This window comes from Saccharothrix sabaoui (assembly GCF_051756985.1).
Lineage (GTDB): Bacteria > Actinomycetota > Actinomycetes > Mycobacteriales > Pseudonocardiaceae > Actinosynnema.
In genome coordinates this window covers 51,161-64,028 of sequence record NZ_JBPKJK010000007.1, presented here as the reverse complement: position 1 = coordinate 64,028, position 12,868 = coordinate 51,161, and the positions used below count along the sequence as shown (strand labels likewise).

At 68.1% G+C, this 12,868-nt stretch carries 10 protein-coding genes and 1 pseudogene; 7 read left to right on the top strand and 4 right to left on the bottom strand.

Annotated elements, in window-relative coordinates; genetic code table 11:
- Positions 1 to 304: 304 nt before the first annotated feature.
- From ACR807_RS03925 to ACR807_RS03915, 3 genes are all read left to right on the top strand, one after another.
- A complete protein-coding gene (locus ACR807_RS03925) occupies positions 305 to 541 on the top strand; it encodes a hypothetical protein (protein ID WP_438919798.1) in 237 nt (78 codons plus the stop codon).
- 255 nt (positions 542 to 796) lie between these two features.
- Positions 797 to 1,048 carry a WGxxGxxG family protein gene (locus tag ACR807_RS03920; RefSeq protein ID WP_438919797.1) on the top strand — a complete coding sequence of 84 codons (252 nt, stop codon included), beginning with the start codon at positions 797 to 799 and terminating at the stop codon, positions 1,046 to 1,048.
- Positions 1,049 to 1,305: 257 nt separating this feature from the next.
- Positions 1,306 to 1,440: a hypothetical protein gene (locus tag ACR807_RS03915; protein ID WP_438919796.1), complete on the top strand. Its 135-nt coding sequence runs from the start codon at positions 1,306 to 1,308 to the stop codon at positions 1,438 to 1,440.
- 8 nt (positions 1,441 to 1,448) lie between these two features.
- On the opposite strand, the gene ACR807_RS03910 is transcribed toward ACR807_RS03915, so the two are convergent.
- The 3 genes and pseudogenes from ACR807_RS03910 to ACR807_RS03900 all read right to left on the bottom strand — a co-directional run bounded on the left by ACR807_RS03910 (position 1,449) and on the right by ACR807_RS03900 (position 5,584).
- Positions 1,449 to 2,582, bottom strand: coding sequence for a cytochrome P450 (locus ACR807_RS03910; RefSeq protein WP_438919795.1), 1,134 nt, complete (start codon positions 2,580 to 2,582; stop codon positions 1,449 to 1,451).
- Between the two features lie 1,408 nt (positions 2,583 to 3,990).
- A pseudogene (locus tag ACR807_RS03905) lies at positions 3,991 to 5,004 on the bottom strand (IS481 family transposase); the annotation flags it as partial.
- Positions 5,005 to 5,152: 148 nt separating this feature from the next.
- Positions 5,153 to 5,584 (bottom strand): transposase, encoded by a 432-nt coding sequence (locus ACR807_RS03900; RefSeq protein WP_438919794.1) that lies wholly within the window; start codon positions 5,582 to 5,584, stop codon positions 5,153 to 5,155.
- A gap of 367 nt (positions 5,585 to 5,951) precedes the next feature.
- On the opposite strand from ACR807_RS03900, the gene ACR807_RS03895 reads away from it, so the two are divergent.
- On the top strand, positions 5,952 to 6,977 hold the full coding sequence (locus ACR807_RS03895) for a calcium-binding protein (RefSeq protein ID WP_438919793.1): 1,026 nt from the start codon (positions 5,952 to 5,954) through the stop codon (positions 6,975 to 6,977).
- Between the two features lie 430 nt (positions 6,978 to 7,407).
- Entirely contained in the window at positions 7,408 to 7,611 is a 204-nt protein-coding gene (locus tag ACR807_RS03890; RefSeq protein WP_438919792.1) for a hypothetical protein, read from the top strand.
- Between the two features lie 1,354 nt (positions 7,612 to 8,965).
- On the opposite strand, the gene ACR807_RS03885 is transcribed toward ACR807_RS03890, so the two are convergent.
- On the bottom strand, positions 8,966 to 9,286 hold the full coding sequence (locus tag ACR807_RS03885) for a hypothetical protein (RefSeq protein WP_438919791.1): 321 nt from the start codon (positions 9,284 to 9,286) through the stop codon (positions 8,966 to 8,968).
- A 553-nt stretch (positions 9,287 to 9,839) separates the two neighbouring features.
- On the opposite strand from ACR807_RS03885, the gene ACR807_RS03880 reads away from it, so the two are divergent.
- A complete protein-coding gene (locus ACR807_RS03880; RefSeq protein WP_438919790.1) occupies positions 9,840 to 11,132 on the top strand; it encodes a hypothetical protein in 1,293 nt (430 codons plus the stop codon).
- A 119-nt stretch (positions 11,133 to 11,251) separates the two neighbouring features.
- Positions 11,252 to 12,547 (top strand): SGNH/GDSL hydrolase family protein, encoded by a 1,296-nt coding sequence (locus ACR807_RS03875; protein WP_438919789.1) that lies wholly within the window; start codon positions 11,252 to 11,254, stop codon positions 12,545 to 12,547.
- Positions 12,548 to 12,868 lie beyond the last annotated feature (321 nt).

Genomic DNA, 12,868 nt, shown 5'->3' with positions numbered 1-12,868 from the left:
CGCCCGCCGCCGACGCCGCCGCCGCGCCGTCGGCGACATCCACGACGAGTACCGCCGCCGCGTCTGCCATCTCGCCCCGTGGCCTGGAGGTGAAGGCCGTCGAGCAGTCGGCCAGTGTGACCAACGCAGAGGGTGTCGTCCTGGGCCGATTCACGCTCGGCGCCGTCACGGTGGACGGCCCTTGCGCAGGTCGGTTCTCGCGGCCGGCGCAGCATGGGCACATGATCCTGCTCGCGATCCACCTCGACATGTCGTCGATCGTGACCGTCAACAGTCGGCCCATCCGCGCGGACGACTTCACCTCGTGGACCCGGACGGCGTCACCGCTACCAACCTCCACACCGCGGCGTCGGATGCCTGCCTGCCGGACGACGAGCGGTTGCCGGCGGGGCCGTACGAGCCGATCCGGAAGTACATCGGCTGGCTGGCCCTCGACGCTCCGCACGCGAGCGGGACGATCACCTACCAGCCCACCGGCGCGACAGGGCCTGTCAACATGAAAGGTGGCGCCGGATGGGAGTGGGTCGTACTCCCGGCGTGACACCGCGCCGCCATGTTGTCGGTTCCGTCAAACGAGTTCGAGTGACGTGCCTTGAGTGAGTTTCCACCGAACGGGCGTGGTTGAGACCGCTGTGCGACGGCCGCCGCCATCCTTGACCGACCCGTCGTCGAGGTGCTCACCGCAGGTACACCATGCCAGCGTCACTCGGGTGGGTGTTGGTCGTCAGGGTCCGCATGGTCCGCAGCTTCGGCGGTACCCAGCCACCAAGACCATCGACGGATCTGAGGAGATGACATGGACAAGGTGAAGCGCTTCATCGCGGCACTCGTTCTGGGCGCGGGCCTGGCCGCCGTTCCCGCCGCTGTCGCGTCCGCGGACGAGACCGCCCCTCGTGCCGTGGCGACGGTGACGGCTCAGGAGAACAACGATGACGACGACGGGAGCGGCAACTGGGGCTTGCTGGGGCTTCTCGGTTTGTTGGGTCTCGCGGGCTTGGCGGGCCGCAAGAAGCGCAACGTGACCGACCACAACGTGGCCGGGCGGTGACCTGACCCGGCAGAAGGACTTCCATGCGCTTCGGCAACACCAGCGTCGAATTCCTTGGTGGCCGTGCTGGCTGCCTGACGATGCTGGTGATCTCGATTCTGGCCTCGGTGCTGCTTACCGTCCTGCTGAATGCCCTCCTGTGACCACCCGTGCGAGGTCCAAGATCAGAAGAAGCAGACGCGACCAGATCGAGCACCTTGCGCTGGAACTCGGGTAGGTAACGCCTGGGCGTTGTGGGCTCCCCTCAGGACTTCTGAGTGCGTTTCGAACTCGGACCTGGCTACCGCTGCCTGACCATCCGCTACGAACGTCACGCCCGCGACTTCTGCGCCTTCCTCACTTTCGCCACAGCACTGATCTGCTTCAAACGACCCACCGAACTCGCCACGTGAGACGTGGTCTACGCCGCCGGGATCAGGCGCAACCGCAGGTGGCGGGGGGCGTGCAGGGTGTCGAAGGTCGGTGTGGGGGTGCGGTGAGGAGCCAGGTGGTGGTTCCTCAGCACGGCCGCGAGGACGACGGTCAACTGAGTGAGGGCGAATTGCGAGGCAGGGCAGGTGCGAGGGCCGAGAGCGAAGGGCAGGTACGTGCCGGGCGCCGGGTGGAAGTTCTGGCTCCAGCGCTGCGGGTGGAACCGCGAGGGCTCCGGGTAGGCGTTCGGGTCGTGGTGGTTGAGGTAGGGGCTGAACAGCAGGCCCGCCGCCGCCGGAAGGCCGCGGGCCGGCGCGGTGAGCTGCCGGCGCAGCCGCCACACCGGTGGGTGCAGGCGCAGGGTCTCGCGGATCACCGCCCGGCACAGCGGCAGGTCCGCAGTCGGGTCCGTCCGCGCGGCGGTGACCTCGGTCCGGGCCTGCTCCTGGATATCGGGGTGGGTGGCCAGCTCGTGCAGGGCCCAGGCCAGGGCAGTGGCGGGTACGTGGTGGCTGGACAGCAGCATGGTGCGCAGCGCCAATGTCACGGTGTGCTCGTCGAACCCGTGGTCGATCAGGGCGGCCGCCAATCCGGTGGCTGGAGGACGGGTGCGGACGTGGTGTCGGATGGCGTTGTATGTGGCGCGCTGGGCGTGCCGCAGCCGGAGCCCGGGCCGGAGCGTCCGACGGGCCCGGTCTGCCAGGACCAGTTCCCGTTCGACCAGGGAGGACAATGCCTCGGACGGTTCGCCGAGCAGGTGTCGGACGTTGATGGCGGAGGTCAAGGCGATGGTTTCGTGCCCGATGTCGACGACGCCGGGCGACGGCCAGCCGGAGACGACCCGGGTGGCCTGGGCCGCGATCACCGGGATCGCCGAGGTCAGCCGGGACGCGGTGAGGAAGGGGTGCACGACGCGGCGCACCGCCATCCAGGTGGCCAACCCATCCGGTCCCCACGACGTGATCCTGGTGCGTCGTGCGGCCCTGGCCGTGGACGTGTCCCTGCTCGCGAGGAAGCGCTCGGTCTCGGTGGGGTCGGTCACCAGCCACAGCCCGCGTTCGAGTTCGGTGACGCCTCCACCGGAACCCGCCGCCGCGATCAGGACGTCGAGTGGTTCGGTCATGGCTCCTCGCCCGCGCGTGGAGGGCGACTTCGCCCGGACCGCCGGCGACGCTCGGTCCGGGCGAAGCGGGTCACACCGTCGGGTAGGCGTAGTAGCCGGTGTTGGTGGAGCGGCGACGACGCATGATCTTTCGCAACAGTTTCATCGCACCCGTCCTCGTGTGGGGGAAATCCAGTATTGCCAGGTTTTTTCGCCGAGGTCAAGGAATCGCGAACACGATTCACCCTGATGCGTCGACATGGATGAAGGCCGCAGGCCGTCATTCGGGCTCGGTAGGTCAGCGAAGAGACAGGTGCCGATGCAGAGGCTGTGGTGAGACCGGTTCGGTGAGACTGGCGGAGGGTGAGGTCAGGCAGCTCGACGACGTGCGTGGTGGAGCCGCCGGGTGAACTTACCCGCAGTCCCTGTTCTCGGCGACGACCAGAGTCCCGGCACGGTGCTGTTTGCCGATTCACAGGACGGCGGTGACGGTGCCGCTGACGCTGGTGGGTCCTTGGAGGTGAGGCAGGCGGTGAGGTCGGTGGTGGGCAGGATTTTGTTCTGCACGACGGTGGCGCCTTGGAAGAGGCCGTCGACGGCGGTGCCGGTCAGGACGAGGACGGTGGTGCCGTCGGGTTTGAGGTTGATCTCGAAGCAGCCTTGGACGGTGCTGCTGTGTCCGGTGTTCCAGTGGTGGGTGGAGATGTTGGTGGTGGAGCCTGCCAGGCAGCTGAGCGTGTCGCTGATGGTGGAGGTGAAGGTGGCTCTGGTGATGTCGGGGTGGCTGGGGACAGGCAGCCGCCCAGTGTGCCGGTGGCGTGGAAGTCGATGTGCCTGGGGAGCAGTGTCATGCCGGGGGAGCAGGTGCCGATCTGGATGCCCAGGGCGCAGTTGACATCCACCACGGACGACGAGGCGGAAGCGGGCACGGGGGACAGGCCGGCGGTTCCGAGGAGTTCGCCCACCAGGGCGACGAATAGTGAACGCAGACGCATGAGGGTTTCCATTCCGTAATTCCAGGGGGTAGGTCGAGTTTGGTGATCCCGGCGTCCGCTCTCAATCGGCTGAACGGCTTGTAGCAGAATGCCGTGCGCGGGTGTTGTCCGCCGCAGAACTGCGGAGGCTTGTGGTGGGCGGCTTCGCCTGAGGTGGAATATCTTTTCACCGCTTGGACCTGTCGCGTTGGTTTGCGTCCTCGGTAGGAAGGAGTGCCGCATCGCCGCACACGTGATCGGAGCCGCTTGTGAGCACCTCTGCGGAACGCGACTGGACCACCACTCCGGCCACCGCCGAGGAGTAGATCGACCGGGCTCGGAAGGTCGCCGTGCTGTTCGCCGTCGACGCGGTGGCCCGTGACCGGGCGGGCTCCGCCCCGCACGCCGAGGTGGCCCTGCTCAAGGACTCGGGTCTGATCACCCTGCTCGGTCCGGTTGTATGAGGCCAGGACGTTGGTGACGTCGGTGTGGAGCCGTGTGGCTGGTGGTCGGTTTCCGGCGGTGGTGTGGGGGCGATGGTAGTTGTAGTGCACGTTCCACACCTGTAGGGCGTCGGTGCGGTGTTGTTCGCTGGTCCAGGCGTGGGCGTAGAGGAATTCCTCGGCCAGGATGCGCTGGTGGCATTCGACCTTGCCGTTGTGGCGTGGGGTGTAGGGCGTGATGCGCTGGTGGCGGGCTCCGCGCAGCACGGTGGCGAAGTCGTGGGCGCGGTAGCAAGGGCCGTTGTCGGTGACGATGCGGTGGATGTGGGTGATGCCGTGGGCGGTGAAGAACGCCCGTGCGCGGTGGGTGAAGCCGATCGCGGTGACGGCTTTCTCGTCGGGCAGGGCTTCGGTGTAGGCCAGGCGGGAGAACCCGTCGACCGCGGAGTGCAGGTAGGTGTAGCTACGCTGCCTGCCGGACTTGCCGGTGGTGGTGTTCTTGGCGCGTTCGACCTGTTTGGCCTGCTCGCTGCCCCGGCCGTGGACGCGCCAGCCGCCGCCGTCGGGGATCACGCCGACCTTCTTGACGTCCAGGTGGACCATGTGGCCGGGCCAGCGGGCGGCGGTCCGGCGGGGCACGCGGTTGTTCTCCCCGGTGGGGTCGAGGAACCGGCGGCGGTTGAGCCCGAGGTGGAGCAGGTGCCGGCCGACGGTGCGCACCGACACGGCCGTGCCCTCGGCGGCGAGTTCCAGGGCGATGCGGCGGGTCGAGTACTTGCGGTCCCGGCGCAACCGCTCGATGTGGACGACGACCTCGGCGGGGGTGGCGGTGGGCTGCCGGTGCGGCGCGCTGGGACGATCCAGCAGGCCGGCCTCGCCGAAGCGGCGGTGGCGGTTGACCCACTTGGAGGCGCACTGCCGGGAGATGCCCATCTCGGCGGCGACGTGGGCGATCGGACGGGTGCGGCAGCGCTGGACCAAGCGGTGGCGGCCTTCGACGGACAGCGGGGCGTTACGGTGGAGCACGGACGGGTCTTTCCGCTCGGCGGATGTGTTGGTCGCACTTCTCATCCTGCCGCCGAAAGACCCGTCCCTCGTCTCAGGCCCTACCAGCCGTCACCAACGTCATGACCCGCAACATCTAGTGGTCGTGCCCGTTAGTTCGTCGGGTTGATCATGCTGTCAGGGGTTGTGGTGCGTGGCGGTCGTGACGGCCGATCCGTGTGAGTAACTGGTTGAGGTCGTGGGGGGTGAAGGTCCAGTCGAAGGGGTGGGCGGTGGCGTTGTAGTGCTCCTGGAAGGACAACAGCCGTTCGGCGACCTCGTCGAGGTCGCCGAAGTCGTCGGGGGTGAGTGTTTTGCGTTGCACGGCGGAGAAGTAGATCTCCACCTGGTTCAACCACGAGGCGTGTATCGGTAAGTGGACCATGTGGGCGTTGGGGAAGGCGTCGTTCATCCGGGCAGCGGCGGCCCAGTTGCGGTGAGACGCCCCGTTGTCCACGATCCAGAACACGCGGCGGGCACTGGCGTAGGGCTCGGTGGTCATGACCTGGTCGACCAGACGGGAGAACGGGACGATGCCCGTGGTGGGCTCGCAGCGGCCCATCACACGGGCATGCCGGACGTCTTAGGCGGCGAAGTAGGCCAACGTGCCGCCCGCAGGAGTATTCGGACTCCACCCGCATCGGCCGGTGGGCAGGGTGTCGTGGAGCCGGTACCGGGCCTGCACGACCCGATCGCCCACAAGCGCGCCGAGGTCGGCCGCTACGCGCTGCTCGACGAGGTTCCCGAACCCACCTGGTACACCTGACCGTCGAGCCACAGGTTACCCGCCGTCGCCATTATGGGAGTATTCCTCGATTTTCGGTCGTAACGCGCTTTCCGGTGCGGGCGATGACACGTACGAGTTGCGCAACTCTCCCAAGTGTGGTCGACCGGTTCCGCGTCGCGCGGTGAACTGGAAGGAGATCGCTGTGCGCAGATCCAGTGCCAGACCCACCCTCGGAGCGGTGGTGAGCCTGGTCGTGGCGGCTTCGTGGTCGCTGGTGGGTGTGCCCGCCGCGCACGCCACGACGACCTGTGACGGACTGCCCGCCACCATCGTGGGCTCCGCGAGCGGCGATACCCTCACGGGTACGAACGGTGACGACGTGATCGTCGGCTTGGGTGGGGACGACACCATCGTCGGGCTGGCCGGCAACGACCGGGTCTGCGCCGGGGACGGTGACGACACCGTCTACGGCGAGTTCGTCGTGGTACCCGACGCCCTCCCCGGCCTGCCCGCCCCAGGCCCGCTGGAGAACCTCTCCGACCGGGTGTTCGGCGAGGCCGGCGACGACATCCTGGTCGGCAATTCCGGGACCGGCGTCATCAGCGTCTCGGCGGCCTACGTCGCCGACAACGACCACATCGACGGCGGTCCGGGTTCTGACGTCATCTCCGGCGGGTTCCTCGACGTGACGATCACCGCCGTCTCCGGCGGGATCGTCGGCCTCAACGACACCCTCATCGGCGGTGACGACCCCGACACCATCTACGGCTACGGCAGGACCATCACCGTGGGGACGGGCACCGGTCTTGCCGGAGCGGTGCTGATCGGCAACCTCAACGACACCATCTCCGGCGGCCGGGGCGGCGACACCATCTACGGCGACGCACAGACCGCGACGCTCGGCGTCAGCGCACCGGTGACCGCCGAGACCTCCAACGACACCATCACCGGCGGGGAGGGCGACGACACCATCTACGGCGACTACGAGACCCTGAACTCCCTCTCGGGCGCGAAGGCGATCACCAGCGGCCACCGCGACACCATCGACGCCGGACCGGGCGACGACGTCACCTACGGCGACGCCAAGAACGGCAATGCCAACTTCATCAGCCTGGTCATCGGCAACATCGACAACCTCGATGGCGGGATCGGCACCGACACCGCCGACGCCGGTCCGAGCCTCGACACCTGCGGCAACATCGAGAACAAGATCAACTGTGAGCTGTGACCACGACGAACACCGCGACGGTGGGCACTTGCTCACCGCCGCGGTGAACGCCGGATGAAGATCGAGATCGGCTCGAGGGGCGCGAGCAACCGGTTGCGGTAGCCCTCGCGGGCAAGGCCGCGTGCAATCCACGCCGGTTCGGGATGTCCGGCAGGCCGGATAGGTCCGCTTGGGCCTGAGTCCCACCCTCGTCCGCGTCCCCGGCACCGGGGAACTCTCACTCGCCCGCCGGGCACCCGAACCGCCCGGCCCGACCACTCCGCCACCGGCCGCGTGGAACGGCCCGGGCCTGTCGACCGAGGACGGCGGGACCATCCGCCGTGCGGTGGAGCGCACCGGAACCACCCACTGGCAGGCGAACCACGCCGGCGCGGTTCACCTGCACCAGCCAGGAGTTCGGCGTCTCCTCAGTGTTTCTGGAGACCAGGCCGTGGTCCTGGGCGCGTACTTCGGCGGGATGGTCTTCGCCGAGATCGCGCCAGGGTCCAAGTGCTACCGCGCCGAGATCAGCACAGCAGCATCCCGCGCGGCGACGAACGCCCTGCCCGCCTTGGGCTACGCGACGGCCCGGGGGAGCCGACCAGCCTGCCGCGCCCGCGGGCCACATCGACGCATCGGCCTGGACCGGCGGTAGATGTTCGGTGATCAAAGATCGGTCGGGCACGACTGACAGGTGAGCCGGACGTGACCGCAGAAATCGGTCGCCTCACCCACGAAAACCATTGCTCGCACCGGCAGTGTCGTAACGCGATTTCTCGTGCCCCACCGCTGGCGGCTTGGCCGTAGCACCCGCTGCGACGACGATTTTTGTTACGTTCCACGACAGGACTACCCTTTCCGCCTGTCGGGTCGATCGGCGATCCGCCGCTCGGTGGGGGTCGATGGCCGGGTAAACCAGCAGGAGATCGGCCGTGGTCGGCGCGGCGCGCGGACTGCCTGGTTGCCCTTCTGCAAGCACGGCGGTGTATGCCACTCCGGTTCGTTCGCTTTCATCGTGCCTGCGGGGATCACCGGGGTCACTGTGTCGGTGACCGCGGCCGGTGGTGGTGGTAGTAGCACGACGGGGGGCATCCTGCCCGGTACCGGCGGTGGTGGTGCGAGTGGTGGTGCCACGGTGAGCTGCACGTTGACCGTCAACCCCGGCACGGTGCTGACCATCGCCGTAGGAGGTGGGTAAGCGACGGGTCAGGCCGCCGCCAACGGTGCCGCCGGAGGCAGCTCCACTGTCTCGTTCGGTGGCACGGCCAAAGCCGTCGCCAACGGTGGCGGTGGTGGTGGACGCGGACTCAGGCCCTCGGGTGGTGGTTCTGGGGGCCTGAGTGGCGGCGCGGTGAGCTGCCAGGGCACCTCACCGTCCCTGCTCTCCGGTGCCGCTGGCGGCAAGGGCGGCGACGGAGGGTTCGCCAGCAACGCCGGAGGACCCGGTGGCGTGGTCGGCGGGCCTGTGCCGGCCGCGTGCCCCACTGGCGCCGGCCGGGGCGGTGACGGCGCCAACGGCGGATCTTTCCAGGGGTTCCCGGCTACAACGGCTGCGTCTTCCTGACCTACTGACCCCATTCCCGTTCCCACATGTGGCACAGGATTGCCGTGGTGCGTCCGACAGTCGTTGTCGGGCGCACCACGGCAGTGCTCACGCGTTGCGAACCCCGGTTCACCAGGGCGAACCGTCTCCTGTTCGGTAGTCGGTGCTGCCCGATGCTGTGAAGATCCGTGGCGGCGGCCACCGTTGTGCCGGTGGTCTGTGGGTCATGACGGCTGTGGTCATCGCGGCACCGAAGCGGCGGGTCGGGTCGCCCGGACCGACGCGCGGTCACTCCCGACCGGTCGTGAGCACCGTGAGCCGTGCTTCACTGCCCCACCGCACGCTCGTCCGCTGGCTTCGTGGAGGGGGTGCGGGTTTCGAGAGCGGGAGTTGCGTGGGCAGGGGGCGACAAGTGTCCGGGCCGGATGGGCTTGCGGAACGACAGTTGCGCTGCCTTGTGGCTTGATCAGGGGAAGTAGATCGTATATCCGGCGGGAAGCGTGAGGGTCTCGCCGCGGTGGAGGAACCGCTGGGTGAAGTGCTCGGACGTGCACTTGGTGGCGTCGAAGATGTAGCCGACGGTGTCGGTCCTGTTGTGGAAGGTGGCGTTGCCCTTCGTGGAGTCGCTGGCGATGCAGGCGCGGGCGGGTGGGTTGGCGTGCGTGGTGGTCCGGCCGTTCTGCGTGACGTACAGCGTGCCGCTGGCCGCACTGGCCGGTGCGACCGGTCCTGCGGTGAACAGGCCCGCGATGATCAGGGTGCCGACCGAGGTGCCGATCCCGCGCATGTCTCCTCCTTGTGGTCATGGTTGTCGGTGACCTCTGTCGGGACCGTAGTGGCTCCATCGCCGACTCGTCGCGGATTGTCCCCCATACGAATGGCGTACACGAGTGCATTCTGCTGGACCAATGCCCGTACCAAGAGTAGTCGGAACACTCTCTAAAGAGTTGCAGGTGATACCCGACCGTGTCGTGGGAGGTGCTCGATAATGGGTACTGCTTCGTCGGAAAGGTCGCGGGCGACCCATACCTCGCTAACTCGCGGTCAGTGTGTCTCCGGCGGGTGACCACGTCCGAGGGAGTGTGATGGCCAGGCATGGACCGAGTGCTGTGAGATTCCGCTGATCGTTCCCGTCGGCTCGCCGTCGATGATGTCCGGTCCTTCTCCGAAGGCCGTGGATTTAATCCCGCGGCTCGACGTTCTCGTGTCCTTTCTCGATGCCCGCATTGCCGAATCGCCTCGACATGGCCGCACACGGCAATGCGGCCTTCCGCATCATTTCCCTTACCCGACCGTCCAACCGTGGCCGGTCAACCACCCCTTCCCCCCGAAAGGCCGTCATGAGCGAGACGACACGTCGTGACCTCCTCCGATTCACCGCAGCGGCCGCCGTGGTGGGTGTCGCCGGGGCCGCCTCGGGCGGCTTGGCGCCGTCCGAGGCACTCGCGGACCCGAACCTGCCGGCCTCCGAGGGGCAGGAGCGGGCCTTCCTCGCGCAGAGCCCGGACGCCATCCGGGGTCTGAAGTGGCGCGGGGCGATGCTCGCCCCGGCACCGAACGTGAAGCTGACGGCCAGGTTCGACACCCGCGGCCTGCCCTACGCCACGGCGGCGTTCTCACTGGCCAACAACAACCTCGACACGGTGGCGCTGCGGGTGGCGAACATGGCCGACCTGCCCGACGGCACCACCAAGCGGCAGCGTGACGACGAGGTCATCAAGCTGCTGCGTGAGCTGCACCGCCAGGGGGTCGGGGCCTACTTGTTCAAGCGCCAGTGGTTCCAGCGCAGCGGCGTCATCATCAGCTACCAGCGGCCCTTCACCGAGGCCGGCGCGGACGAGTTCATCGACGACATGAGCAGGTTGATCACCCGCGCCCGGGAGGAGGGCATCGCCGGCGCGCTGCGCGGCGTGGCCGTGATCGAGACCAACCTGAACAACTGCGCGGAGCTGCGGGAACGCACCCTGTACGTCGCCCGGGGCATCAACGACCGCACCGCCAACTGGCTGAGGTCCCGCACGCTGCTGATCCCCGGCGCGGGCATGGGGCCGTACTTCAAGGGCATCCACAACGGCGGCGAGGCGTGGTTGAGCCAGGTCAGGGCCCAGACGGGCCACTTCGCCCTGATCTACAAGCACATGCCCAGCCAGGCGAACGGCGTGTGCCGGCTGGAAAGCCTCAACGACCAATGGGACGACGCCGTCGGCAAGACCGCCGCGAAGACCCCCGAGCAGCAGATCCAGTTCCTGCGCGCCACCATGGGCATTTCCGACCTGGAGTGGTACTTCCGCATCCACCGGGCCGAGTACCCCAACCACACCCACGTGGTGTTCTGGGGCGACGACGGCGACGGCGTGGCCGGACTGTCCGCCCGCGGCGACCAACCGTGGAACTACAACACCATGCGCGCCCTGCACCGGCTGCTGGTCAAGGCCAACCGCTGGCACGGCCACTTCTTCAACTTCCCCTTCACCCGCGAGGGCGCCACCGAGCACGACATCTGGCGGTACCTCATCACCGTCGCCGGCGACGGCAGCAACACCCGCCGCAAGAACTGGGCGTGGAACCGGTCTGGCACCCACCGGATCTGGGACGAGTGGCACATGTGGTCGCAGGAGAACGCGGCGTACTGAACACCTGCCCACCTGCACCTTCCTCCGACGCCACAGCCCGATCAGGGCCACCGTGGCCGTCCAGCCCGATCGCGGCCATCACCCAACGACCAAGCCCTGCATGAAGGAGACAAGCTGACATGAGACCGACGAAGGCACTGCTCGCGGGTTTGGTGGTGGTGGGCGTGGTGGCCTCCGGTGCGGTGTCACCGGCCGCCGCGACGCCGGACGCACCCACCTCCGGCACCGGTGAGGTCGCGGTGGACGACCGGGCCGCGGACGTGTACTGGAGAGGCACCTGGGCGGCTGCTCAGCAGCCGGTCAACCCCTTCGTCCCCGGTTGGTCGCAACGCGGCTTCACCAACCAGTCACTGCGGCAGGTCATCCGCATCAGCGTCGGCGGCACCCACGTGCGCATCCGCCTGTCCAATCTCTACGGCGACACCCCGCTGCCGGTCACCGGTGCCACCATCGCCCGCACCGAAGCCGGCGCCGCGCTGCAACGCGGGTCGCAACGCCACCTCACCTTCGGCGGCCGCCAGTGGGCCCAGATCCCCGTCGGGACGGAACTGGACAGCGACCCGCTGCTGATGCTCACCACGCCGCTGGAACAGCTGACCGTGACGCTGTACTTCGCCCGCCACACCGGCCGCGCGACCTACCACAGCCGAGCGACCGCGACCAGCTACCTGGCCAACGGCGACCACCGCGTCGACCCCGCCGCCACCGCGTTCACCGGCAGATCGGGCTCCTGGTACTTCCTCACCCGCGTGGACGTCCGAGGCGACCAGGCAAGCCCACCCGACGGCATCGTCGCCTTGGGCGACTCCATCACCGACGGCTACGGCTCCACCCCCGACGCGAACAACCGCTACCCCGACGAACTCGCCGAACGCCTGGTGCGCAACAACACCCCACGCCCGGTCCTCAACGCCGGCATCAGCGCCAACCGCGTGCTCAGCGACTCAGCCTGCGGCGGCGAACCCGCCATCACCCGCTTTCGGCGCAACGTCGCCACCCAACCCGGCGTGCGCACGGTCATCGTGCTCGAAGGCATCAACGACATCCGCACCCAGGGCGGCACCACCGGCTGCGCCCAGGGCGCACCGGTCATTACCACGCAACAACTCATCGACGGCCACACGTACTTGATCAGATGGGCACGCGACCGCGGATTCACCGCGATCGGCGCGACCCTCCCACCGTGCGGCTGCGGAGGCGGTGAAGAAACCATGCGCACCCAACTCAACCGCTGGATGCGCACCACCGCAGGCACCGCGAACGGTTACGACGCCGTGGCCGACCTCGACACGGCACTCGCCGACCCCACCAGCCCTCGCACACTGCGCCCCGCCTACGACAGCGGCGACGGCCTACACCCCAACAACGCCGGCTACCGCCGCATCGCCGACACCATCCCCCTCACCAGACTGTGATCACCACGCCGCCGCACCGTCGACCGGATCGGGAATCCTCATCGAGATCTTCGGCGCGACTTCCCACACCCGCCGGTCGAGCAGGTGCTGGCCGAGTGGGTACAGCCGATCTGCGGGTAGTCGCAGACACGGGCTCGAGTTGAATTCTGCCCATCCGTTTCGTGCCGAGGGTGGGAGAGCCAAGCCGCGGAACGGCGGCACCGAACCCGCCGTTCCGCGGCGGCCGACACCTACCACGATAGCCGTCACTTTGGACCAAGGCGGACGCCCAAGCTGCTCTGACAAGTGATATGGCGTGTACTACTCCATCCGGGCATGTCT

Coding starts and splice junctions, on each gene's coding strand:
- ACR807_RS03920 (WP_438919797.1), top strand. CDS start 797: ATGGACAAGGTGAAGCGCTTCATCGCGGCACTCGTTCTGGGCGCGGGC.
- ACR807_RS03910 (WP_438919795.1), bottom strand. CDS start 2,582: ATGACCGAACCACTCGACGTCCTGATCGCGGCGGCGGGTTCCGGTGGA.
- ACR807_RS03900 (WP_438919794.1), bottom strand. CDS start 5,584: ATGGGCCGCTGCGAGCCCACCACGGGCATCGTCCCGTTCTCCCGTCTG.
- ACR807_RS03885 (WP_438919791.1), bottom strand. CDS start 9,286: ATGCGCGGGATCGGCACCTCGGTCGGCACCCTGATCATCGCGGGCCTG.
- ACR807_RS03880 (WP_438919790.1), top strand. CDS start 9,840: ATGAGCGAGACGACACGTCGTGACCTCCTCCGATTCACCGCAGCGGCC.
- ACR807_RS03875 (WP_438919789.1), top strand. CDS start 11,252: ATGAGACCGACGAAGGCACTGCTCGCGGGTTTGGTGGTGGTGGGCGTG.